Here is a 23,736-nt window from a genome sequence, read left to right as displayed (position 1 = left end):
GTCACCACTCCTCTTGGAAATGTCAGGGGTGATCTGCCAGCGATTTGCATCTTTCGGACAGTCGGTGAGCTACCTGTGTCATGAAATCCAAGCCACTGGCCGGATGAAATTTCGCAGCGAGCCCCGGCAACACTTTGACGACCGCCTTTTGATATGGATGAAGCGTATAGAGGACAGTGACCCGGGGCACGGCCCACTGGGCAGGATCGCGGGGCATGCTGACACGATGGGTGCAGGCACGGAAGCGGTCGTTACTGATCACCCGCAGCCATTCTCCACTGATCACGACGAGAGAATCAGCCGGAGTGCGCACCCTGCTCCAGGCATTGCTTCGAGGGCGATACACCTGCAGCCCTTCCACCGGACTACCCAGCATCAGGCTGATGAGCCCATAGTCCTCATGGGAGAGGACGCGGGCAGGCGATGCAAGACTCCCGGCAGAGGTGTTGATGGGTGGGTAGTGATTTATCCTCAGTACATCGTTCGTCGGAGAGATTTCCTCGTCGTAGAGTGCGGGGTCGATGTTCAGATATTCGAGCAGTGCTCGGCCGAGTTGCGGGGTCAATTCCTCGCACGCTTGCCAGAAACTTCTGAATGCGGCCTCGTATTTCTCGTCCGGCCAGTAGCCTAGAGCTTTGTCCACATCCTCCCCGGGAATCCGGAAGGCGGATCTATCGAATTCCCACGCTTCTACCGCATGGGGCAGCGAAGGCATGCTCTCCTGGAGTGGAACGTACCCCAGATAGTAGGGCTCACCGTAGGCACAGTCCGTCGACACGAACCTCGATTTCTGTTCAACGGGTACTGTCGTGAAAATGCTCAGTGCGTGAGCGTCGGTGGCCTGAAGGTCTTCGGCGTCGATGCCGTGGTTGGTGAGAATCGCGATCCCGACGTCCTCCATGGCTGTGCCCAGGAGGTCGATGAAACGTTCTTGCGCCGCCGGGCCGCCCTTCAGATCCGCCATGTCGCAGACCTGCGGTTGGAAATTGTCGTCGAAGTTGTCGTCGGGGCTCTCGATGAGCGTGTACCCGGAATAGTCGAGGTTGCTTTCCGTTACTCCCAAGTTGGATACCGTAGCGTTGGTTTCTTTCTTGCTCACGCCTTCACCCCTGTCGGACGATGATATCCAACCGAAAGTATCTCGGACTGGTGCAGGTGTCCGATAATGATCGAGTAGGAACACGAGAGAAGCACAGATTGAATCGGTTGAAGCCGCTGATGCGAATCTTCGCCCGCCCCTCGGTTGATGCGGACCCGTGTTGCATTAAACATCGCATCACCACGGCTGCGCTGTCAATAGATGTCGCGGATTGTGGCAGCGTTCCCGTCGGCGACCGGGGATTCTCTCGACCTGCACATCGGCCTTCGGCGATCCAAGAAGCGTCGCGCGTGTCAATACCTATTGACCGCACGATTCGGCGGGAACGCGCGCCCCGAAACTGCTTGTTCTGCCCAGACTTTCGTAGATTCGCAAGACGCTGCCAGAGCGCGGCGATCTGTTGACGCCGACGTCGGCACCGTACGGCGCCCGCCTTCTTCCCACGCGCCGACGCTCGCCGCGAAGGTGAAACTCTGTTGTGCCACACGTGCGTTCGGCCTCCGGACACGGATTCCTGTGTGACACTGGAGATTCAAATCATGTGTTGGGGTTGCCACGACGTCGACGACGGGAAAGGCGCGTTGCGATATGAGCATGATTGCGGATCGACGGACATTCCTGAAGGGCAGCGCGCTCGTCGCCGTGACGGAAGCCCTCGGGATATCGGTGCTGTTGCCGGCATGTTCGGGCGGATACGGTGGAGCCGAAACGGGCGGCGATACCATCCGTTTCGGATTTCTGGCGGACATGCAGGTGCCCGACCCGGACATTTTCTATGAGGGAGAGGGCCTCCAGGTCACCCTGAGTGTCTACGAAGGTTTGGTCGGCTACAGACCCGATTCCTCTGAAATCGGGCCCGGCCTGGCCGAGTCGTGGACGGTCACCGACGACGGGCTGACGTACACGTTCAAGCTACGTGCCGGTGTCACCTTTCACGACGGCACGCCGTTGACGGCCACCACGATCATCGAGAGCTTTCACCGGCGTTCCGGCGTGAACCAAGCGCCTGCATATCTGGTCGCTGACGTGGAGTCGATGTCCGCGCCCGACGACTCCACGCTCGTGATCGAGCTCGCGCATCCTGTCGAGCCGTTTCTGGATTACCTCGCCTGCCCGTGGGGACTCAAGGCAGTCAGCCCGACCGCGGTGCGGACCCATAGCGTGAACGGTGATCTGGCGCAGGGCTGGTTGAGTACGCACGATGCGGGCACCGGACCTTACCAGATCACGGAGTTCGTGCCGGGCAGTAACTACACGCTGACCGCCTACGACGGCTACTGGGGGACTCGACCGGAATTCACCACACTGCGTATCGAGATCATCCCGGACATCACGACGCAACGCCTGCTGCTCGAGCAGGGGCAGCTCGACATCATTACCAAGGGGCTGCCGATCGCCGCGATCGAGGCGATGAAGACGAACTCGAAGTTGACTGTGGCGGAACACCCGACGGCGTTCAAGTCGTCGATCTTCCTGAACTGGAAGAAGGGCGTGTTCTCCGATTCGGAGTTCCGCCGGGCGATGCGCACGGCGGTGGACGTTCCCGCGCTCATCGAGCCGGCCTACGGCTCGGCCGCCGCACGGTCTACGCAGTTCTACCCGGCCGGAGTGTTGCCGGACGGCGCTGCGCCGGACGCGCCCGGCCACGACCTATCCACGCTGAAGGCGCTGATCGCTAAGCTGCCGGACAGCGACAAGCAGATCGACCTCGCCTACGACGAGGCGGGTGGAGCGACCGATGCCCGTGTCGCCGAGCTGCTCCAGACGCAGCTGGCAGTGCTGGGACTGACTGCCAGGGTGCGGGCCATGCCCACCTCCCAGGTGTTTGCACTGCATTCGGCGCCCGTCGGGCAGCAACCGCACATGCTCCTCCACGGGTACGGCGGCGACGCGCTCAATGCCGACACCACATTGCGGATCTTCTTCCGCACGGGTGTATCGCCGATCAACTGGTTCAACTATTCCCACGCCGCTCTCGACTCCGTCATGGACGCCGGGAAGCGATCCCTCAGCAAAGCGGACGCTGAAAGGCACTGGGTCGAGGGCGCTCGGATCGTGATGGATCAAGCTTGGGTCATCAACCTCTGCGACATCCAAGACGTGATCGTGACCAACTCGAGCATCGGCCAGATCGTGCATACGCTGGTCGACACCGGAATGGTGCCTATCAACCTGCTTCGGAAGGTGAAAGCGAGATGAAGCACTTCCGGAAGGGAGCAGCCCGCGCAGACGAAAGTGGCCGGTCGGCCGCCACATTCACCCCGCGTGCGTGTGTGAGCGACCTCCACGTGACGTTTCGCCGCCGGGGCGTCGCGGTGCGTGCGGTCCGGGGGGTGAGCATCGAGATCACGCCCGGAGAGATCCTCGCGCTCGTCGGGGAGTCCGGCTCCGGCAAGAGTGTATTGGGGCTGAGCCTGCTCGGCCTACCGGTGGGCGATCCACCTGCCGTCGTCACCGGACGGGCCGAGGTGTGTGGCGTCGACATGGTTGCCGCCCCGCCTGACGAGCGACGCAGGGTCCGTCGCGCCCACCTGGGTGCGGTGTTCCAGAATCCGACGACGTCGCTGAATCCGACGATGCGAATCGGCGACCAGGTGTGGGAGGTCGCCGGCTCGACCGCGGAGGCGGGCAGGCTGCTCGACCTGGTCGGCGTCCCGCAGGCCCGCCGCAGGCTGCGGTCGTACCCGCACGAGCTTTCCGCGGGAATGAGGCAACGGGTCATGATCGCGATCGCGATCGCCGCGCACCCGGACCTGATCATTGCCGACGAACCGACGTCGGCGCTGGATGTCACAGTCCAGGCGCAGATCCTGGCGTTGCTTTCCGACCTGCGGGCGGAGCTCGGTTGCTCGGTGCTGCTGATCACCCACGACATCGGTGTCGCCGCGGAGGCCGCCGACCGGGTCGCGGTCATGTATGGGGGGCGCCTCGTCGAGATCGGCGCTGTGACAGATGTTCTCGCCACTCCCTCGCACCCCTACACGGTCGGCCTCCTGGGGTCGCGACTCGATCTCGGCCTGCCGCTGGGCCACCGCATACCGGTGCTGACCGGTATGCCGCCGGATCCGCATGACCCTCCGCCGGGTTGTCCGTTCGCACCGCGCTGTTCGCTTCGCACCGACGAATGCGGGAAGTCGCTGATCCCCCTGACACCGGCTGCCACACATTCCGGTGTCGCGGCGTGCATCCTCCCGGCCGAGGTCGACCGGACCCAGGCGCGTGGACTGTCTGCCGCTTTCCCGCCGTTGGACATCCGGGTCCGTGCGCGACCTGTCGTGCGTTGCGTCGAAGTCGGCAAGGGCTACCGCATGCGCGGCGGTCTGGCCAGGCGCGAGACGCTGTCGGTGCTGCGCAACCTCAACCTGCAGGTGGAAGCGGGCGAGGCCGTCGCGGTGGTGGGCGAATCCGGGTCGGGCAAGTCGACACTGCTGCGGATGATCGCGGGACTGGAGAAGCCCGACAGCGGTGTCATCGAGCTATCCGGGGGATCGACACAGATGATCTTCCAAGACGTCAGCGCGTCGCTGACACCGTGGCTGACCGTAGAACGACAGGTCGGCGAACGGCTACCGCGGTCACTCGGCCGGGCCCGCCGCCGGGCCCAGGTGATCGCAGCCCTCGAACGTGTGGGGCTCCCGGCGGCCGTCGCTGACCTCCGTGCCGACAGCTTGTCGACCGGGCAGCGCCAGCGCGTCGCGTTCGCGCGGGCGACGATCGTCGTTCCGGCGGTATTGCTCTGTGACGAGCCGACTTCGGCGTTGGACGCGCCGCTGGCGGCGACGACGTTGAACTTGATTCAGACGCTGCGGCGCGAGTTCGGGCTGACGGTCGTCTTCGTCACCCACGATCTGGCCGCGGCGCGTTTCATCGCCGACCGCGTCGCCGTGATGTATCGCGGCGAGATCGTCGAGATCGATGCCGCCGAGAAGGTGGCCAAGGCACCGTCGCACCCGTACAGCAAGGCGTTGGCGGCTGCGGTGCCGAGTATCGGCAGCGCGCAGGAACAGCGGCGCGGCAAGCCGACAGGCGCGCCGAACCCTCCGGCGTCGGCGCCCGCCATCAGCAGCGGCGTGGGCAGCGAACCGGCGCCCGCGGCAGTGGCGGCGCGCCGACGCGCGAAACCGGGTGATGTGATCACGTTGTGTGTGCTGGCGGCGCTGATCGTGGTCATGCTCGGCGCGTCCTGGATTGCCCCCTACGACCCCGATCTCCCGGTGGGACGCCCGACATCCCCACCGAACGCAGCGCTTTGGCTCGGCACCGACGAGGTCGGGCGCGACATCCTGAGCCGTGTCCTGATCGGCATGCGCGCCAGCTGGTGGGGTGCCCTCTGCGTGATCGCGTCCGGAATTGTCCTCGGCGGCGCGGTGGGGCTCGTCGCCGGGACTCTCGGCGGGGTCGTCGACCGGATCCTGATGCGGATCACCGATATCTTCATCGCCCTGCCCGCATCCCTGCTCGCGATCGCCGTCGTAGCCGCGATCGGGCCGTCGTATGTGCATACGCTGGCGGCGTTGGCCCTCGTCTGGTGGCCGCTGTACGCCCGAGTCGTGCGGGGCGAGGTGACCAGGCTCCGATCGCTGCCGCACATCGACGCCGCGCGGATGTCCGGTGCGAGCCGATTCAGGCTCGGCTGGCTGCACCTGCTACCCGGCGCGTGGCCGCCGACCATCATCGCGGCCAGTCTCGACGTCGGCGCCTTGATCCTGATGCTGTCCGGCCTGTCGTTCGTCGGACTCGGTTCTCCCGCACCGGCTCCCGAGTTGGGTGCGATGTGCGCGAGGGGACTGCCCTACCTCCTCGATTCCTGGTGGGTGCCGATCATGCCCGCGATCGGGCTCTTCGTACTCGCCACGATCGCGAACCTCGCCGGTGACGTACTCCGCGACCGCCTCACCGATCGCTGACCGCAGGCCCGCATTGCCCTTTCCTCCACAGCAAGGGAGAAATCCGAATGCTGAAAGTCATAGCCCGGCGCGGCCTCGGGGCGATCCTCGTGCTGCTCGCGCTCGTCGCCGTGGTGTTCGTGCTACGACAAGTCTCTCCAGTCGATCCGGCCCGAGCGTTCGTCGGCGACAGGGCCTCCGCCGAGGCCGTCGAACGGGCGCGGCACGAGCTCGGCCTGGATCGGCCGCTGCCGGTGCAGTATGTCGCCTACGTCGAGAAGGCGGCCACCGGCGACTTCGGACAGTCCGCGGTGATGCGTCGGCCGGTCAGCTCCGATATCGCCGGCTTCCTGCCCGCCACAACCGAACTGGTCGTCTGCGGATTCGTGCTGGCCGTAGCGCTCGGCTTGCTGCTCGGAGCGGCGACAGCATTGCGGTGGCCCGGGTCGGGCGTTCTTCGACTCGTGCTGATCGGTGGATCGTCGATGCCGGTATTCCTCGCCGCGTTGCTCGGAATTCTCTTGTTCTACGGAGAGTTCGGGGTTCTACCCGCTCGCGGGCGCAGCTCCTACGGTGACGCGCCCGACGGGCCGTCCGGGTTCTTGCTCATCGACTCGCTGCTCGCCGGACGGCCGCGCGTGTTCATCGACGCCGTCGAGCACTTGGTTCTCCCCGTCGTGTGCTTGTCCCTGGTCCCCGCGGTCGGCATCGGCCGGGCGCTCCGTAGCAGCCTGCAGCACACCCTCCGCTCGGATTTCGTTCGCACTGCCCGTGTCAAAGGCATGACCGAGCCACGCGTCGTCGTCAAACACGCGTTGCGAAATTCGGTGAACTCGACCATGTCGATCGCGGGCATGCAGGTCGCTGCCATGTTCGGGGCCGACATCCTGCTGGAACTGATTTTCGCCTGGCCCGGCATCGGCCTCTACACCGCACAAGCCATCAAAGCCGGCGACTACACCACCATCGCTGGGATCACCCTGACACTCGGCGCGATCTACGTCCTGACCAACTTCCTTGTCGATCTCGGTCAAGCATTTGCCGATCCCAGGATCCTTGATGACTGACCAGCGCGATATCGAGTTGGGACCCAGCGGGAAGCGCGAGCCATCCTGAACCCTTTGATGGGGTCAAGGGTTCAAGTCCCCTTAGCTCCATACAAGTAACAGGTCAGGCCCGTCCAGGGCGGAGTGGCGGCGGCGCTCTGCACTGAGCGCAGGTCGAAGTAGCGGCTCGCCCGCCTCGTTCGCGCTCTTGGCTCAGCCTCGGGAACCTATGAATCCCGAGATCAGGCGCGGGATTGATTCAGTCCGCATCAGCTCGATGGGTCGTCCGCAGCTCCGGCTACATGGAGTGCGGAGTGGGTACGACTCGCCGGGGTCAGCGTCGACTATTACGTGCGCCTGGAGCAGGGCCGCGCGACCCAGCCTTCCGAGCAGGTCCTCGACGCGCTCGCTCGCGTCCTGGGTCTCGATGAGACCGAACGCGGGCACCTCTACCGGCTCGCCCGGCAGCGCCGCCGCCGCGCGAAGGCGCCGAGCGGACGGGTCCGACCGGAGCTGTTACGCGTCCTCGACCTGGTCGCCGACGCACCCGCGCTGATCATGGACCACCGCATGGATGTGCTCGCCGGAAATCGCCTCGCCGGCCTTCTCTACGGCCGGTCGATGCCGGGCCTGAACACCGCCCGGCACATCTTCCTCGAGGAGGTCGAGCGCGGCCTCTACGCCGACTGGGAGAATTGCACCCTCGACGTGGTCGGGCACCTGCGCCTGGCCGCAGGCAAATACCCCGAGGACCCCCGCCTGGCCTCGCTTATCGGTGAGCTGGCGATGGGCAGTGAGCGCTTCCGCCGCCTCTGGGCCCGCGCAGACGTGCGCGCCCGCACGCATGGACGCAAGGCGTACCGACACCCGCTGGTCGGATTGCTGGAACTGCATCAGGAGAACCTCGCACTACCGGACGAAACGGGCATGGAGCTGCTGGTGCTGTCCGCGCTCCCCGGCAGCCCCGCCGAGGACGGGCTGCGTCTGCTCGCGGGGCTGGACGCGGACAGCGGTGACACGGTAGTCGACCTCCGAACGGGGGCAGAACCCGGGCAGTGAGGATCGAGTGTCGGCGCGATGCCGACACCTGCGGAGAACGAGTCGCCCATCGCGACGTACACCGACCGCGCGTCACTGTCTGGTGCAGCATGAGCGGCCGTCGGCCGCTATCCGCCCCCAATGTCGCAGGAAGTGTTGTGCGGATAGAAAATCCAGGAGCGGGCTCGCTTCGGTGCCCGACCTCATCCCGTCCATCACACCCATGGCCTGTCGGCCTGTCGGGCCGGCTTCACTTCAAGTGCCGGGCGAAGAACCGGTTTGCCTCCTCTCCCGCGAACTGCGGGACGCCGGTGTGGCCGCCCATATTCGCGTGCAGCGTCTTCTCCTTGGAGCCGAAGGCGTCGAACAGGTCCAGGGCCATCTGCCGGTCGTTTCTCTCGTCGTCCCACTGCAGCAGGACATGCAGTGGAATAGTGATCTGCCGGGCCTCCTCGAATATGGCGCGCGGCACGAAACTCCCGGCGAACAGAACGGCGGCCACGATGCGCGGCTCGACCACCGCCAGCCGGGTGCCGATGGAGATCACCCCGCCTGAATACCCGACCGGCCCGCCGATCTCGGGCAGCGCGAGAAGGGCGTCCAGGGCGGCCCGCCATTCTGGGACCGCCTGGTCGACCAGGGGGAGGACGAGCCGGTCGACGATGTCGTCGGTGACCGGCTCGCCGGCCTGTAGCACCCGGTGCAGGTCGGCGCGGACCTGCTCGGCGGCAGCCGAACGGGGCCGGTCACCGCTGCCGGGGAGCTCGATGGTGGCCGCGGCGAAGCCCTCCGCCACGGAGTGCCGGGCCCGGGCAACCAGTCGGGGGTACATCTTGTCCAGTCCGCCTGGGTGGCCGATCAGGATCAGCGGCGCCGGTGCGGATGCTGATCCGGGCGTCCACAGGATGCCGGGGATCTCGCCGAGGGTGAATTCGCGCTCGAGGATGCCGTCGTCGAGGCGCTGTTCAGAAGTGAATTGCACGGTCGTGCCTTTCGGGAGTGCTCTTGAACGGCGCTCCCGGGCGCTCTATCGCCCGACCGTGACCCCAGAGGGGAGCACCCATGTAGATACTGCGTTCACGGGTACCACCTCCTCGTTCACTGGCACGGCTTCCGCAAGGCTAGCAGTGGTCGCCGCGGTCCACCAACAGGTTTTGCGGAGGCTCCGGGGCCGATGCCGCGGAGCTACTCGCTTACGGTGTCAGCAGTGTCCGGTGACGGGGGTGCTGCGGTCGAACGGATCTCAGTCGGCGCGATAGCGCAGCATCACTGCGGTGTTGAAGTGCCTCGTCTCGACCAATCGGAGCTGGATGCGCTTGTCCAACGCTGGGAACAGCGGTGTGCCGCCGCCGAGCACCACGGGCAAGACGAACAGTTGATACTCGTCGATGAGCCCGTGTGGTATCAGCGAAGCCGCGAGGCTTGCGCCACCGATCTCCATGACGCCATCGCCTCCCGCCTTGAGCCTGCGGATCTCCTCGACCGCGTTCTCGCTGATCAACGTGCTGTTCCAGCGGACCTCGGTGAGCGTTCGGGAGAAGACGACCTTCGGCTTCTCCGTCCAGAGCCTGCTGAACTCCCGCTCGATGCGCGGCGCGTCCGCGGGCACATGAGGCCAGTACTCGGCCATCAGCTCGTACAGGCGGCGACCGTGCAGCGAGACCTCGATCTCGCGGTACCGGTCGTTGTGAAACTGGTGTAGCTCCTCGTCGGGGTTGGTCCAGTCGATGCTGCCGTCGCGGTCGTTGATGTAGCCGTCCAGGGACACGCTGAACCCGTAGATCAGTTTCCTCATGACGGGGTAGACCTCCCACACGCTCGAAACTCATCGGCGCTCTGGGCCTGCCGCCAACGCCCGGTCGTACTTATGGATTCGTCATCGCGACAGCGAGTTGCGCAGCTCCGTGATGGTGGCGCGGCGCTCGTAGGCGATCCAGGCGAAGATCGCGGCAAGCACCAACGGGAAGATCCCCATCAAGGGCTTGTCGGCGATGAAAGCCTGCGTCGCTGCGGCGAGCACGGTGAGAACGGACAGACCTGCGGCAGCCAGGGCACTGAGCCGTGGCACCATCAGGCCGATACCGCCCGCCACCTCCGCAACTCCGATGAGGACGAGCAACCCGAGGGGGATGGTCAGATTCTCGGGGGCGTTGTCCGTCAGGGCGCTCGGCACAACGAGTTTCGGCCCGCCGGAGGCGATGATGAAGAACAGGCCGAGCAGGATCTGCAGGGCCCACAGGACGCGGTTGCGGACCTTTCCGGGACGGTCGGTGACGTCGCTGGAGAAGTTGGCGGTGGTCATTCCTGGTCCTTCTGGTTGGTGCGCCGGGTTGGTAGCGCGTTCACCGGATAGGACGGAGCACCGTCGGAGAACTCATCGCTGTCCACGAAGATTCTCCGGACCGCTGCTGTACTGGCTCAGCGCCGGATGCTGGGCTGAGCCACCCGGCCGCGGTGGGGCGATGACCGCTGGTTCTTGCTTCGATAGTGCGAGTTCGTGGGTCTCACTCCGTTGATACCGCATGCGAGTAGTCCGTTACGCGGCGGTTCGTTCTGGGCGTGGCGACGAAAGCAATTCGTCGACGTTCGTTGTCTCGCGATCGCGTAGTCGGCTACTCGCGCCGACAGTTCATGACCTGGGCATGATGGCCGGTGTGCGATAGCCGAGATCGACCGGTCGACGTACGCCTGCGAAATGAAGACCGACGCCGCGATCGAGTAGTGAAATGGTGCTCATTCATAACGCCACGCATGCGACGTGTTTCCAGCTCACGTTGATCGAAGAATTCGCCCTGCACAGCGGCGACCGCCGACTTGCCATTCCGCACGCGGCAGAGCGGGTGCTGACCTATCTGGCCCTGCTGAACCGGCCGGTCTCTCGTGGCCGCCTCGCGGGCGCGCTGTGGCCGGAGTGCGCTGATCACTGCGCGGCGCAGCGTCTGCGAACCGCCCTGTGGCGCTTGCGCCGTATCCAGGACGCGGTCGTGGAGATCAACGGCGACCGTCTTCGCCTCCATCCGGACGTGGTCGTCGATCTGGCGTATCTGACCGAATTGGCGCAGAAACTGGTTCACCAGCCGTGCTCGGAGGATCTCGCGCGCGTCCCGCTGCTGCTGGATCGCGCAGCGCTGCTGGCGGACTGGGACGAGGAGTGGGTGGTCGTCGACCGGGAACGGTACCGATTGGCCTGGGTCGCGGCGCTGGAAGCGGCGGCCGAAGCCTTGCTGGAGCGTCGGCAGGTCGGCGCCGCCCTGATGGCCGCGTCGGCGGTGGCGGCGGCAGAGCCGCTCCGGGAAAGCTCCCGCAGGATTCTGATGCGAATCCATCTCGCGCAGGGCAACAAGATCGACGCCCTTCGGGAATACCGGCGATACCGAGACCTGCTGTGGGCCGAGTTCGACACCGAGCCGTCGCCGGAATTCGACCAACTCCTCCTTCGCGTCCAGAAGTGCGATGCCCCCACGGTCTAGTCGCTCCCGAATTGCTGACACGCGTCACGCGGGCGAGGTGACGATAGACGACGAACGCTGTCGGGCACTGCCGCGCTGGGTGAAACGCTGAGGTGACGGTGGTGTGACGCGCCTGAGGAACACTCCGCCAGTAGCGGACACGACCACATCGACCTCTGTTTCCAGGCGGTTGCACCATGAATTCTCGTGAACAAGTCCAAGCGGCGTGGTTGAAGCAGATCGGAGCCGCCGCGGAACGTTACGTCGCGACCGAGACCAAGCGCGAAGACATCGAGCAACGTCGCAAAATGAAGGACAGTCCGGTTGTGGACTCTCCGGAACAGATCAGCGCTCGGGCGCAGCGGCTCGCGACCAGCGGCGAGATGCCGGTCGAGGCCATGATCGAAGTCGGCCGGATCGAGCCCTCCGACCGGATCACGACGCTCGAGCGGATCATCGGCGCCAGCAACGAACTCCAACCGGCCAACTTCCTTTCCCGCGGTGCTCGTACGGCGGCGTCGGTCGCGCGGATATCGCTGAGCCGAAACGGCCGAGAAGTACCGCTGGGCACCGGGTTCCTGGTGTCGCCCCGGCTGCTCCTGACCAACAATCACGTACTTCCCGATCAGGACACCGCCCGGCAGGTCGTGATCGAGTTCGGCGCCGAGACGACGATCGACAACGACCCTCGCCTTCCCGTGCGGTTCCGTCTCGACCCCGACTTCTTCGTCACCGATGAGCACCTGGATTTCACTTTGGTGCCGGTTCGTCCCGGCGCCGACGGCAAGCCGCCCGGCGACGCCGTCGGCTGGTGGAACCGGCTGATCATGGACCAGGGAAAGATCGTCATCGGTGAGGCGATGAACATCGTCGGGCACCCGATGGGCAGACTCAAGGAGATCGGCATCCGCCGGAACCAGCTCGACTTGCAGCTCGATGACTTCCTGCACTACTCCACCGACACCGAACCGGGGAACTCCGGCTCGCCGGTCTTCAACGACCAATGGGAGGTCGTCGCGTTACACCACTCCGGCGTTCCGCGCACGGACGAGCAAGGGCGGATTCTGCGCCGCGACGGCACAGTCTGGCACGAAGGCGACGGTGACGACGCGATTGCCTGGAGAGCGAACGAGGGAGTGCGCGTCAGTGCGATCCTCACGCACTTGGCCGGACTGCAGCGCTCGGCGCGCGACCAGGAGTTTCTCGCCGAACTCGGTCCCAACGCCGGGCCGGTCGGCGGACCATCGGCGATCCGCCCCCGCCCCGCACCTGCCGAGGACCGCACCGAACTGGTAGATCCGGCTTCGGCGCCGCAGGAAAGCACGGAACTCCGCCACGGCGTCACCGCCCGAGCAGGCGCCTTCGGCGGCACACGTCACCTGCTGTTCCTGCATGGCCGCAGCCAGCATGGTCGCGATCCCGAACTTCTGCGCCGCGAGTGGACCGCCGGCCTCAACAAGGGCCTCACCCTCGCCGGGCTCAGCACGCTCGATCCCGCGGATGCCTTCTTCCCGTTCTACGGCGACCGGTTGGCAGCCCTGCTGCAGCCCACGGAGGAAACGGCACTCGCGCCCGAGACCATGGCCGTCGATCATGCGCTGGCAATGGCGCCGACCACGCCGCCGGCTCGCCGGCTGTACGAACAGATCCTGCAGAACGCGGCCGTGGACGCGGGCATGCCCGCCGAGGACGGGCAACCGGCCGACCGGGTCGAAACGGAAGGACTCGGTTCGATCGGCAGCGCGATCGTGAGCAGGCTGCAGCGGCAGCTCAGCTGGCTGGCCGCCCGTACCGACCTGGACGAGCTCATCATCGCCCAAGTCTTCCGGGACGTCGCCTCATACCTCGCCGACGAGCAGATCCGGCAAGCGGTACTCGACTGTGTCCTCGAGACCGTTCCCGCATCGGGACGGCTCACCCTCGTCAGCCACAGCCTCGGCACTGTGGTCGCCATGGATCTGCTCACCCGGCTCCAGCCCCAGCTCGACGTCGCCGTGCTGCTCACTCTCGGCAGTCCCCTGGGGCTGGACGCGGTCCACAACAAACTCCTGGTCCGGGGACCGCACCGGCCGGAGCGTGTCGGCGACTGGCTGAATGCCTGGTCCGTGGTGGATCCGATCACCATCGGATGCCCGCTGCGCGATGTTTGGAAGGGACAACTGCGGGAGATTCCCGTCGACAATCCGAAGGAACGGGCCCACAGCATCGCTGAGTACCTTGCCCATCCAGCTGTCGCGCAAGCCATCCACAACGGTGTCGCGCCGACGACGGGACCATGACGGGGAGTCCGATTCCGTTTACCGGTCCATGTCGGCGGCGCGGTAGCTGGTCAGGTGGTCGTGGGCATCACAACGTCGTCGTCAACGCACAGAATTTCCCCGGTCGTGGTTCGATGATGGTCCGGCACTCGTCGTGACGCGTCGGGCTCGGCCGGTGAGAGCGGCGCTGCCCGGGGCCGGTCCCGGGCACTTGCGGAACCTGGCTGCCAGGTGCGGCACGGCGGCGAGCGAGTTCGCAGTCGTCGGCAACGACCGAGTTTGTGCCTGAGACTGCGCGGATACGATTTTTACCGGTTGCTCATAGTGGCGTTGCTGTCGGTGCCGCCAGAGTCGCCCCCAACGGTATGAGCTTCCCGTACCAGTTCACGCAATGTGGATTCCCGACGGATATGTGTGGGCGCTGGGTGCGGCGACGGCCTAGCGAAGAGTTCAGCGTGGCCCAGCAGGTCCGTCCACCTGGTCGGGGTCACCGTTGCGACCACTGTCGGGCCGGCCTTCGGTGCCTGCTCTCTCGCTTGCACTTTTTCCGACTCGGCGCGGTTTGACCATGCGCCGAATACCGGCGCCCGGAGCATCGTCACCAGCTCGTTTCCGCCGCAACGCGTCGAGATCGATGACACTCGCATCAGGCTCGGCACTGCCCGGATCATCCTTCGGAGCGGGGTGCCGTGCCGCGCCGGGGTCGACCGGCCACCACCCTGTCTCCCGCTGCAGTTCCGATCGCAGTACGGGCTTGGTCGGTGCAGGATCGTAGACGGAGCCACCGTCCGAGCGCCGAGTCTTTTGGAGACGTTCGCCGGCCTCTTCTGCCACGCGCCGCGGGCGACGTGGTAGTCGGGTGACTTTCGACGTGCCGTCTCCCGATCCGGGAGTCTCCACAGCCTTCATCCCTTCTTCCTGTTTCCTGCGCGACCGGTCCAGCTCGTCGAACTCCTTCCGGCTGGGCCCTGGCAAGGATTCCGGTGCGTCGCTCACGTCCGTATTCTCCCTCAATAGGTGAACCGCTGGGCACCGGAGCCAGGCCTGGGCCGCCGCGAGCACGACCGCCCTGCCACACGGTGGTGATCGCATCCGGCAGACCTTTCAGGCCGTCGCACACCCGCGACACCATAGTTGCGGATCGCGTTCAACACCTATGGTGCCTTCATCACTGTCTTGCCGCCGCGCCAACTCGTCGGCAACGGCGACGACGAGATCGCCGAACTTGTCGACCACGGGGATCGCCGCTTCGATGTTCACGCGGGCCGGCGGCAACCCTGGCTCATTCCAGGGGTGCGCCGACCGGCCTACGCCCTCTTGCGCAACCGCGCCCGGAGCGCGACGGTGTGAGTGTGAGTCCCACCCCGCCGGGCTCGTCGGACAACGCGACGGACCGACCGATCGTTGGGAGGAAAGATGGCGAACAGGTGGACCGAGCAAGACATACCAGCCCAGAAGGGACGACTAGCGGTCGTCACCGGCGCCAACAGCGGGCTGGGGTTCGAGACGGCCCGAGCGCTCGCTGCGCACGGCGCGTCGGTGGTGTTGGCGGTACGGGATGTGGACAAGGGCAAACATGCCGCTGACCGCATCGCCGCCGCGGTGCCGGGTGCGGACACCACCATCCAACAGCTGGACCTGACGTCGCTGGTATCCGTGCGCACTGCTGCCGAACAGCTGAAATCCGCTCACGCCACGATCGACCTCTTGATCAACAACGCCGGGGTGATGTACCCGCCGAGACAGACCACGAGCGACGGTTTCGAGCTGCAATTCGGGACGAATCATCTGGGACACTTCGCGCTCACCGGGCTGCTGCTCGACCGGATGCTGCCGGTGCCGGGCTCGCGGGTGGTCACGGTCAGCAGTGTCGGACATCGGATCCGGGCGCGGATCGACTTCGACGATCTGCACGGCGAGCGGTCCTACGATCGGGTCGCGGCCTACGGCCGATCCAAGCTGGCGAACCTGATGTTCACCTACGAACTGCAACGTCGCCTGTCCGGTAACGGCAAGACGATCGCGGTCGCGGCTCACCCCGGTGCGGCGAATACCGACTTGATGCGCAACATGCCTGCCGCGCTGCGCGCGCTCGTGCCTGTCGTCGCGCCCATCGTCACGCAGACCCCGGCGATGGGGGCCTTGCCGGTCCTCCGGGCGGCCACCGATCCCGGCGTGCTGGGCGGTCAGTACTACGGGCCGGGCGGATTCCTGGAGACCCGCGGCTACCCGAAGCTCGTCGAATCGAGCGCCCGATCCCATGACATGGCGATTCAGCAACGCTTGTGGACGGTCTCGGAGGAACTGACCGGAGTCACCTTCCCCGTCTGATCGCCACCGTACGGCCGGAAGGCCGTTCGACGAAGTACCTCCCCAGGCCTGTTCGCGCACGTCTAGCAGCACCTGCACTGCCGCACCGCGCCGGCGGCGCGGCCAGGGGCGGCCCCGACCCAGATGCACGTGATCGCGGGGTCGCCCCTCCGAGCCGCTGGCAGCCGATACCGTCGTGCGGCTCCCCGAGCGCAGTGAGGCGGTCGTTGCGCGCCTTGTCGAGTTGGAAAGTGTGAGAGGCGCTCTACGGCGGGTTCGTAGAGTGCCGCCTATGGGTCTCGGCTACCTGCTCGGCCGCGGCAAGCTGGTCGCGCACCACGTCAGCCAGTGGATGGTCGCTGCCGAGGGCTCGCTTCGTCTGCTCGAACATTGTCTCGAAGAGTTTCACGGCTTCCTCGAATCGGCCTCCGGCTCGAAGTGTGTCGGCAAGCGCGTTGCGAGTGCTCCGGAGCCGCGGATGGCCGGGAAGAGCACGATGTGGATGCGCATCTGGAGCCCGAAGGGGTCCGGACAGTCGGTGATGCACTGAGGAGGCATTCCGCGCGACCACATGGTGGAGGTGCGGGACGTGACTCTGCTTTTGCCCGGCTGTGGAGCTTACGACGGCGTAGGAGCCGGTTCGTCGGCCGGGAGGTAGACCTCACGGCGCAAGCGTTCGAGATCCGGCGCTGCGATAGCGGAGGTTTGCGTGTACCGATTGCTTTCACGCCCCCAGAGCCCCACGCTCGTGATGTTCACATACATCTCCGCGTAGTCCTTCCCCTGACCGGCCAAGCCGGGAAGAACGCGCAGGAGCGCGGGGACGTAGTGGATTACCGCCTCGAGCTGGGCACGCTGATCCGCCACTTGGCGCCGCACTTGGTCCACGGCTTCGTCGCGAGTGCAGCCGGTTTCGTGACGGACCGCCCGCACCAGGTTGTAAGGAACTCGGTCTGCCTCGTCCTGATCCAGTCCCACCAGGTCGTTCTCCACGAAGGTGACCCAAAAGGCGAGTTCCTCGAGACGGCGGATCACGGGGTGTTCGCGCAGCGTCGATGGCAGTTCCCGGTCGTGGTACACCTCCATGCAGGCGATGGCGGTTTCGATCCCACTGGTCGACATCCGCATCGGTAGGTAGTCGGCCGTGGAAGGGACGTAGCCACTGATGCGATGATGGGCTTCGCGTTCGGCGGCTTCGAACCACTCCTCGAGGCCGTCGAGGAACCGCTTCTGCCAGCGGATGGTCCGGCCCTCGCGCAGGCGCGGCCATATGCTCGCCCAAGCCGTCGGAATCGCGCCGGGCCGCCACGGTTTCTCCGGGTCCTGGCGCAGCGTCGCCACCATGCCACGTCGCAACGCGGTCACGGCTTCCGGGTCCCTCAGCTGCGGATCCTCGAAAAGGTCATCCCAGGCGAGGACCAGCACGGCCATGCCGTAGGCGGTCTGTTCACGGGCCGCACTCGCTGCTGGGGCCAATGTTCGCGCCGGGATCTGGATCGCCCCCGTCCACCGGTGGTAGTCCGCCTCGGTAGCGGAGACGGCGAGGCCGGTGTCCACCAGCCAGTTCCGCAACCATCGCCCGAGCTGCGGCGGAAGCCCGTCGCCGCGGGTTCGAGGTGGCTGCGTCGACTGCTGGGGGACCGCGGGACCAGGAGTTCGCCGGTCGAGTATGGACCTGGCGTAGGCGGTGATCGCGTGGCGAGCGCCCGGATCGACGGGCAGAGTGGCGAGCTGACCGGCGGCCCGGTCCATGAACTCATCAGCCACCGTTTGTGCTTCGTCCACGGCGCCGCAGGCGATGACGATTTCGCGGGCGCGCGCGGCTTGCTCGAGCGTCATTCTGCTCTGCAACAGGCGAGCAAGGCCTCTGTCGCGGGCGGCCGCGCGGATCACGGGCAGTGTGTAAATGCCCGCGGACAGATCCGCGTTGACGGGCTTGCCCAGCTCTTCGGCGGTGGAGGTCAGATCGAGGATGTCGTCATACAGCTGGTAGGCCAGCCCGAAGTACCGGCCGAACTGGGCCGACGCCTCTTGCTGATCGTCGGGCCTGCCGGCCTGCATCGCGCCCACCCGGCATGCCAGCGAGAGCACCGCCGCCGTCTTGCCGTCGATCGCGTCCAGGTAGGACTGCTCGCTGCGGGAGGCCACGTAGAGGTCGGCGGCCTCGATCACCATGCCCGCGCACATCTGCTCACCGGCAATTGCCCCCGACAGGACTTCGCGCCCGCCGAGTTCGGCCAGCATGCGCACACTTGTGAGCATCACGGAGTCCCCACCCAACACGGCCATATGCGAACCCCACACCACATTGGCACTGGGACGGCCTCGACGCTCGTATGCGTGATCGATGACGTCATCGTGGTAGAGCGAGCCCAGATGCAGCAGCTCGACGGCAGCGGCGGCGCGCACCGCCCGGTCGTCGGCCGGGGCCGCGGGATCGGTGAGCAGGTAGTAGGACAACAGGGTCAATGTGGGACGGACCAGGCGGCGCGAGGTGTCCGGCCCCTCTTCTGTGAGCGCGGCCAGTTCAGGCCTGCCCTCCAGCCGAACGGGTCCGAGAACGTCACGGACCCGGTCCAGATCCGCATCCAGATGGGGGAAGACAGCCGAATCCATTCCACGTGGCACGCGGGCACTCTCCTGACTGGTTGCATCGATCATCCAGAACACCGCCGATCAATGGCAATGAGACACCATGTCGCTGCGGAAGATGTTGGTATCGGCTGAAATTGAGGCCTGATCCGCAGATGCGGTGCAGCTCGACCGGACATCGGGAGGGTGCGCCACGCATCGAGCGATGACCGATGACTCCAGTTGCTCGAAGACTCCGGCGACGGCGAATCAGCCTGCCTCGGTGGGGGTCTGATCAGCGGGGATGCAAGGTTATCCGGGCGTTGTAGGCGGGGCTGAGGCCGGTGTGATAGCGACGGGGGGGCTCGACGGGACCGGTGGCCGCGCCGATGCGACGATGCTCGAGGATGGTGCGGAAGAGGATGCGCGCTTCCGCCAAGGCGAATTGGGCACCCAGACAGCGATGCGCGCCGGCGCCGAAGGTCAGCCAGGTGCGGCCGTTCGGCGGCTCGTCGAGGAAGCGTTCAGGGCGGAAGGCCATCGGGTCCGGGTAATGCCGTGGTGATTCGTGAATGAGGAGAATGGGGACTATGACGATGGCCCCCTTGGGGACGTGGACTCCGTTGACCACGGTGTCGCGCAGTGCGCGCCGCCCGGTGAACGGTGACACCGGGCGGATTCGCATTGTTTCGGCGACCACGGCGTCGAGATATGCGTCGAGCCGGGCGGAGTCGCCTGCGTCGACCGCTGCATCGAGTTCGGCCATGGCTGCCGGGTGGACGGCCAGCATGGCGGCGATCCAGCCGAGCGTGATCGCGGTGGTCTCGTAGGCGCCGAGCAGGATGCCACGCATATTGCGGGCCAATGCGGCATCGTCGTGCTGATCCAGTTCGGTGCCGACATACCGCGACAGCACATCTTTCCGGCCGTTTCTGTCACCGGGCGTGGACCGGCGCGCGGCGATTTCCTCGATGATGAGGGCGTCGACCTCCGACTGGCGGCGGCTGAGCGGCGGGTAGGGCAACGTGTAGCCACCGACCAGCGGGGTGAGCAAGGTGACGGCGAGAAATCCGCGACTTTCTATTTCCCCGAACCACCGGCTCACCGCCTGTTTCAGCCGGTCCTTGCGGGGCGCGGCCACGTCGCCGAAGACGACGCCGAGCAGCACGCCGATGGCCAGGTCGTAGCCGACCTTCAGAAACTCGAACGGTTCACCGACAGGCCAAGTCGGCAGTTCGCGCTGGACCACCTCCACCATGAGATCCTCGTAGGACCGGAGTGCCTTGCTCTGGAACGGCGGTGCGAACAGCTTACGTTCGCGGCGATGTTCGTCACCGTCGAGAAAGATCAACGTCTGCTTGCCGAACATCATGTCGTGGCTGGAGAAGCGGCTCAGCACCTGCCCGACCGAGAAGTCGTCGTGGTTGGCGAACAGTCCTCGCACATCGTCCATGTCGTAAGTGACCAGCATGGTCGGAAATCCTGGCGGCGAGACGACGAACCGTTCGCCGAATTCCAGCAAGGGGGAACGGTGCGTGCCGGGGCGCATCAGTCCACCGATCTGCGCGATGTGGCGGGTGCGAAGCCTAGGGAGATCACGCAGAGACAGCGTGGGATGCGACATGTAGCCATCCTTAACCCGTCGCTCGGCGACTCGCAAACATGAAATCCCCGCAGTGGCAATGGATACAGGGCCTATCACCGCTTCGCACAGGCGAAGCCGTCGACGTGCCGGAGCAGTCACTGCTGCGGATCCCACCATCCGGATTCGCCCTCGCCGTTCGGCTCACCCGATCCCGAATTCCGCTCTGAGCGCGGCGAACAGCGTGTCCACCTCGGGGCCGAAGACCAATCCCGTGGCGTACAGGGTCGTCATCGCGGCATCGAGGGCGTCGTGTCGGTTCGCGTCGATGATGGTGGGCAGCGCGAAGGACGGGCGGTGGATCGGGCCCAGATCGAAGGGGCTCGCCGTCGAACCGGCCGAACCGAGAACCATCGTCGCTTCGATGGTGCCGACCTGCTCACCTTTCGGCGGGCCGAAGTCCTCGTCGTGCAGCCAGGTCATGGCCGCGTCTACGTCGTCGAACGGGGGCGGTAGCGGTCGGCCGTCCCGCAGCGCCGCCAAGGCGGGCCGCACCCACGGCCGGTCGCTGAGGCCTGCTTTCGCGCAGGCTTGGGCCGCCGACCAACGCGCCAGGCGCCGCAACTCGGGATCACCCATCGTGGCGATGGCCTCGGCGATCGCGCGGTCATGGCGTGCCAGGTCTTCCGCGCCCGGGTGATCTTCCAGGCGGGGTATCGGCTCCCCGCCCCAACGCTGCCGCTGGAAAGCGGCCGCTTGCGCAGGCAGATCGTCGATGTGCAGGCGGCGCGAGCCTTTGTCGTCGACTACGACGACCCATTCCTCCACGTCGACCGACGCGGTTACCTCGGGCAGCGGGACATTCTCGGGCACACCGTATCCGGGCATATTCCACTGCATGGCCGGTAGCGGTTCGCTGCCGTCGTCCGGCCAGAGCCGGATACGCCACACATCGCCGGGTTCGGTCGACCCGGGCCAGCCGTAGTTGACGAATCCACGGCCGCTGATATCGATCAGGTACTGGCCCTCCGGAACCGGGCAGTCGACCGCGCCGTCGGTGGGCGACGACAGGAACAGTGTGCCTTCCGGTCCGACTCGTAACCTCGTCTCACACACCTGCTGCCATTCGCCGCGATCGCCGGGCGGCCGCTCGTCCCATACCTGAATCGTTACTGGCATATGGAAGTTGTTCTGGTGCGGGCTCAACACCACCACCGCCAGCCCATCTGAGGCGAACGGATGCGCCGCCTGCGCGCGGTCGAGCAGTTCGAGTTCCTCGACCGGGCTCTCGACGCCGCCGTCGATGCGGAACTGCCCGTAATCCATGAACAGATTGACGGTTTCCTCGCTGACCGGCCGCATGAACACGGTGCTCATCGCGTCATCTTTGCACGCGAGGCACGTCTCGGTCCGAGAGCGACGTTCCCGGTCAGGGGGAGTCTGCATGCCGGACCAGCGCGGCGGCATGCGGCGCGACGGGCGCTGTGCGTATCTCCGAGTGCAGTCGGCAACCGTATGGTCCGTGGCCGTGCTGCGGATCGGCGACATGCCGAAAGCCAGCGGACCCGTAGCCTCAGACCGTCGCTTGACGCCTACGTGGAGGTCGTGACGTAGAGCCATTACGGCGTCGGCCTCATCGGCGGGCCGGGCTTCGGAGCCTGGCGCGAGCTCGCCGTGCACACCATGACGACGAACTGGGTGCTCGCCGCCGAACACGAGGGCTTCCCGCTGATGTACCACTGGCGGGTGCTGCCGGACACGACGCCGCTGCCGGAGGAGCTCGCCGACATCGACCGTGCCGTCGCCTACTGGGACGGCCGACCGCAGGTACGCCACCGGATCGAGGCCCTCCAGATCTCTTCGGCGAGCATCGCGCTGTTCCTGGAATACATCCCGCAGAACCTGCACGAGTGGCTGAACACCCAGATCGAGGCGGGCGAGGAGCCCGCCGACCGGGCCTGCGCCATGGTCGAGCGGGAACTGGCCGCCGGCACCGCGTTCATGAACAGTCGCGGTCTGCTGCACCTCGACGCGCACTTCGAGAACATCCTGACCGACGGTCGACGCCTCTACTTCGGCGACTACGGCCTCGCGCTGTCCTGCGGGTTCGACCTCTCACCGGAGGATGCCGCGTTCTTCGACCAGAACCAGAGTTACGACCGCGGCTATACCGCCACCTACTTGGTGAACTGGCTGGTCACCGCGCTGTACGGGCTCCGGCGGGAGGACCGGGGGGCGCGCGCCGCGATGGTGCGCGCCTTCGCCGAGGGCAAGTCGCCGGAGGGCATCCCCGAGGGGGTCGCCGCGGTCCTCACCCGGCACGCGCCGATCGCCGCGGCGATGTCCGCATTCATTAGCGCGTTCCAGCAGGAGAGCCGGAGCACCCCGTACCCGGACCAGGAGATCCGCTGCCTGCTGGGCGGCCCGGCCTTTCGGGGCCCAGACGCTAGGTGACCCACCGTGTCCTCGGAGCGAACACGTAGTTGGGGAAAACCGATCGACATGACGGACATGCCGGTGTTCCGGCCCCGTTCATCGACAAGGCGTGGACTTCTTCCCAACTAAGCGGACCTTTCGGAGTTGTTCTGGCTGTTTGCCGAAGCGTCGACGCCACCGACGCGTGCGCTGACCAGACCCACGATCGGGTCCGCGGTGAAGTCGAACTCGCGGTCGCGGTCGAAGCGGGCGACGTGGACAGCTGCAAGGCAGACCTAAGGCGGTCCGGATGACTCGAGGGGGCTCTGCCGACCAGGCGACCACGACCCGCTGCAAGGCGGTCACGGCGGTCCAGGTGACCGTGGGCTTGGTCGTCGGTCATCGGCAGCTGAGCACGTGACGGCGTGGAACCGCTGTGCAGGCGTCGAGGCAGGTCGAGAAAGTGGTGAGTTCTGTCTATCGAAAGCCTGCACCGGCGCTCGCTTCGGAGTTATCGTTGAAGTCCCTGCTGGAGGCCATGGTCGGGGTGCGCAATAGGCCTCCTGGCTGTGGCCTTGGGATACGACATGCACGCACCGACCGCGTCGCTCGCCGACAACCTCTGCATGCCGCCGCTCGCGAAGCCTGTCGCGGCGGTCGATGCGACCGCGCTGGTCCGGCTAGCAGGGGCCGATGCCAACTCTCTCGTGTTGAGCTTCATCGTGGGTAACGAGTCGATCGTCAGTGGTCTGCCGGTGCACCGTGATGCGGGGCTGTTCACATTTGCCGCCGATCCGGCGGTACCCGGCAAGTCGCGGCGTCTATGGCTTTCCGAGACGAGCGGTCGGCGTTTGCGGTCTTTCATCGCGGACTGCGGCCGATGCCTCGACGGAACCTCTGTCGGCGCGGACGCCGTCCTGAGCCTGGCTCAGATCGGGTGCCGCTGTGCGATAAACGCGCGGTCGCGTTCAGTTTACGGAGGGGTGCCGATTCAGCCCTGGCGTGCGCCGTGTCAACTGAGATTCAAGGACTACTACATCCGTAGTACTTGATCGTGACGAATGGCCCGAGCGGCTACACCG

The 23,736-nt window shown here is 66.0% G+C and carries 18 protein-coding genes; 9 read left to right on the top strand and 9 right to left on the bottom strand.

Annotated features, from left to right (window positions below; genetic code table 11):
* Window positions 1-22 precede the first annotated feature (22 nt).
* Window positions 23-1,099 carry a 2OG-Fe(II) oxygenase family protein gene (locus tag ACWEH3_RS26620; RefSeq protein ID WP_450020906.1) on the bottom strand — a complete coding sequence of 359 codons (1,077 nt, stop codon included), beginning with the start codon at window positions 1,097-1,099 and terminating at the stop codon, window positions 23-25.
* Between the two features lie 588 nt (window positions 1,100-1,687).
* Here ACWEH3_RS26620 and ACWEH3_RS26615 point away from each other — a divergent pair.
* From ACWEH3_RS26615 to ACWEH3_RS26600, 4 genes are all read left to right on the top strand, one after another.
* Window positions 1,688-3,298: an ABC transporter substrate-binding protein gene (locus tag ACWEH3_RS26615; RefSeq protein ID WP_450020908.1), complete on the top strand. Its 1,611-nt coding sequence runs from the start codon at window positions 1,688-1,690 to the stop codon at window positions 3,296-3,298.
* 134 nt (window positions 3,299-3,432) lie between these two features.
* Complete coding sequence (locus ACWEH3_RS26610; RefSeq protein WP_450020910.1) at window positions 3,433-6,006, top strand: oligopeptide/dipeptide ABC transporter ATP-binding protein; 2,574 nt, start codon at window positions 3,433-3,435, stop codon at window positions 6,004-6,006.
* 47 nt (window positions 6,007-6,053) lie between these two features.
* Window positions 6,054-7,052: an ABC transporter permease gene (locus ACWEH3_RS26605; RefSeq protein WP_450020912.1), complete on the top strand. Its 999-nt coding sequence runs from the start codon at window positions 6,054-6,056 to the stop codon at window positions 7,050-7,052.
* A gap of 330 nt (window positions 7,053-7,382) precedes the next feature.
* Window positions 7,383-8,090: a helix-turn-helix transcriptional regulator gene (locus ACWEH3_RS26600; protein ID WP_450020914.1), complete on the top strand. Its 708-nt coding sequence runs from the start codon at window positions 7,383-7,385 to the stop codon at window positions 8,088-8,090.
* A 229-nt stretch (window positions 8,091-8,319) separates the two neighbouring features.
* Here ACWEH3_RS26600 and ACWEH3_RS26595 read toward each other — a convergent pair whose 3' ends face one another.
* The 3 genes from ACWEH3_RS26595 to ACWEH3_RS26585 all read right to left on the bottom strand — a co-directional run bounded on the left by ACWEH3_RS26595 (window position 8,320) and on the right by ACWEH3_RS26585 (window position 10,371).
* Window positions 8,320-9,051: an alpha/beta hydrolase gene (locus ACWEH3_RS26595; RefSeq protein WP_452358397.1), complete on the bottom strand. Its 732-nt coding sequence runs from the start codon at window positions 9,049-9,051 to the stop codon at window positions 8,320-8,322.
* A 261-nt stretch (window positions 9,052-9,312) separates the two neighbouring features.
* Window positions 9,313-9,864 (bottom strand): dihydrofolate reductase family protein, encoded by a 552-nt coding sequence (locus tag ACWEH3_RS26590; RefSeq protein WP_450020916.1) that lies wholly within the window; start codon window positions 9,862-9,864, stop codon window positions 9,313-9,315.
* Between the two features lie 81 nt (window positions 9,865-9,945).
* The gene (locus ACWEH3_RS26585) at window positions 9,946-10,371 is read right to left on the bottom strand and encodes a DoxX family protein (RefSeq protein WP_450020918.1); all 426 of its coding nucleotides are present in this window, start codon (window positions 10,369-10,371) and stop codon (window positions 9,946-9,948) included.
* Window positions 10,372-10,795: 424 nt separating this feature from the next.
* On the opposite strand from ACWEH3_RS26585, the gene ACWEH3_RS26580 reads away from it, so the two are divergent.
* Complete coding sequence (locus tag ACWEH3_RS26580; RefSeq protein ID WP_450020920.1) at window positions 10,796-11,539, top strand: AfsR/SARP family transcriptional regulator; 744 nt, start codon at window positions 10,796-10,798, stop codon at window positions 11,537-11,539.
* A gap of 176 nt (window positions 11,540-11,715) precedes the next feature.
* Entirely contained in the window at window positions 11,716-13,797 is a 2,082-nt protein-coding gene (locus ACWEH3_RS26575) for a trypsin-like peptidase domain-containing protein (protein ID WP_450020922.1), read from the top strand.
* Window positions 13,798-14,880: 1,083 nt separating this feature from the next.
* On the opposite strand, the gene ACWEH3_RS26570 is transcribed toward ACWEH3_RS26575, so the two are convergent.
* Window positions 14,881-15,036 (bottom strand): hypothetical protein, encoded by a 156-nt coding sequence (locus tag ACWEH3_RS26570; RefSeq protein WP_450020924.1) that lies wholly within the window; start codon window positions 15,034-15,036, stop codon window positions 14,881-14,883.
* A gap of 156 nt (window positions 15,037-15,192) precedes the next feature.
* Between ACWEH3_RS26570 and ACWEH3_RS26565 the strand changes: the two genes are divergently transcribed.
* Complete coding sequence (locus ACWEH3_RS26565) at window positions 15,193-16,107, top strand: SDR family NAD(P)-dependent oxidoreductase (protein WP_450020926.1); 915 nt, start codon at window positions 15,193-15,195, stop codon at window positions 16,105-16,107.
* A 244-nt stretch (window positions 16,108-16,351) separates the two neighbouring features.
* Here the strand turns inward: ACWEH3_RS26565 and ACWEH3_RS26560 are convergent, their stop codons facing one another.
* The 4 genes from ACWEH3_RS26560 to ACWEH3_RS26545 form a co-directional block, all read right to left on the bottom strand.
* Window positions 16,352-16,633: a tetratricopeptide repeat protein gene (locus ACWEH3_RS26560; protein ID WP_452358396.1), complete on the bottom strand. Its 282-nt coding sequence runs from the start codon at window positions 16,631-16,633 to the stop codon at window positions 16,352-16,354.
* A gap of 71 nt (window positions 16,634-16,704) precedes the next feature.
* The gene (locus ACWEH3_RS26555) at window positions 16,705-18,714 is read right to left on the bottom strand and encodes a polyprenyl synthetase family protein (RefSeq protein ID WP_450020930.1); all 2,010 of its coding nucleotides are present in this window, start codon (window positions 18,712-18,714) and stop codon (window positions 16,705-16,707) included.
* Between the two features lie 238 nt (window positions 18,715-18,952).
* Window positions 18,953-20,281, bottom strand: a complete 1,329-nt coding sequence (locus tag ACWEH3_RS26550) for a cytochrome P450 (RefSeq protein ID WP_450020932.1) — start codon at window positions 20,279-20,281, stop codon at window positions 18,953-18,955.
* A gap of 162 nt (window positions 20,282-20,443) precedes the next feature.
* A complete protein-coding gene (locus ACWEH3_RS26545; RefSeq protein WP_450020934.1) occupies window positions 20,444-21,616 on the bottom strand; it encodes a hypothetical protein in 1,173 nt (390 codons plus the stop codon).
* 306 nt (window positions 21,617-21,922) lie between these two features.
* On the opposite strand from ACWEH3_RS26545, the gene ACWEH3_RS26540 reads away from it, so the two are divergent.
* Both ACWEH3_RS26540 and ACWEH3_RS26535 read left to right on the top strand, forming a co-directional pair.
* Window positions 21,923-22,693, top strand: coding sequence for a serine/threonine protein phosphatase (locus tag ACWEH3_RS26540; RefSeq protein ID WP_450020936.1), 771 nt, complete (start codon window positions 21,923-21,925; stop codon window positions 22,691-22,693).
* Between the two features lie 548 nt (window positions 22,694-23,241).
* Window positions 23,242-23,706 carry a hypothetical protein gene (locus ACWEH3_RS26535; protein WP_450020938.1) on the top strand — a complete coding sequence of 155 codons (465 nt, stop codon included), beginning with the start codon at window positions 23,242-23,244 and terminating at the stop codon, window positions 23,704-23,706.
* The last annotated feature ends 30 nt before the right edge of the window (window positions 23,707-23,736 follow it).

The organism is Nocardia sp. NPDC004718, from assembly GCF_053601535.1.
Note: the sequence above shows the minus strand (reverse complement) of the source record. Positions and strands in the feature narration are given on the sequence as shown.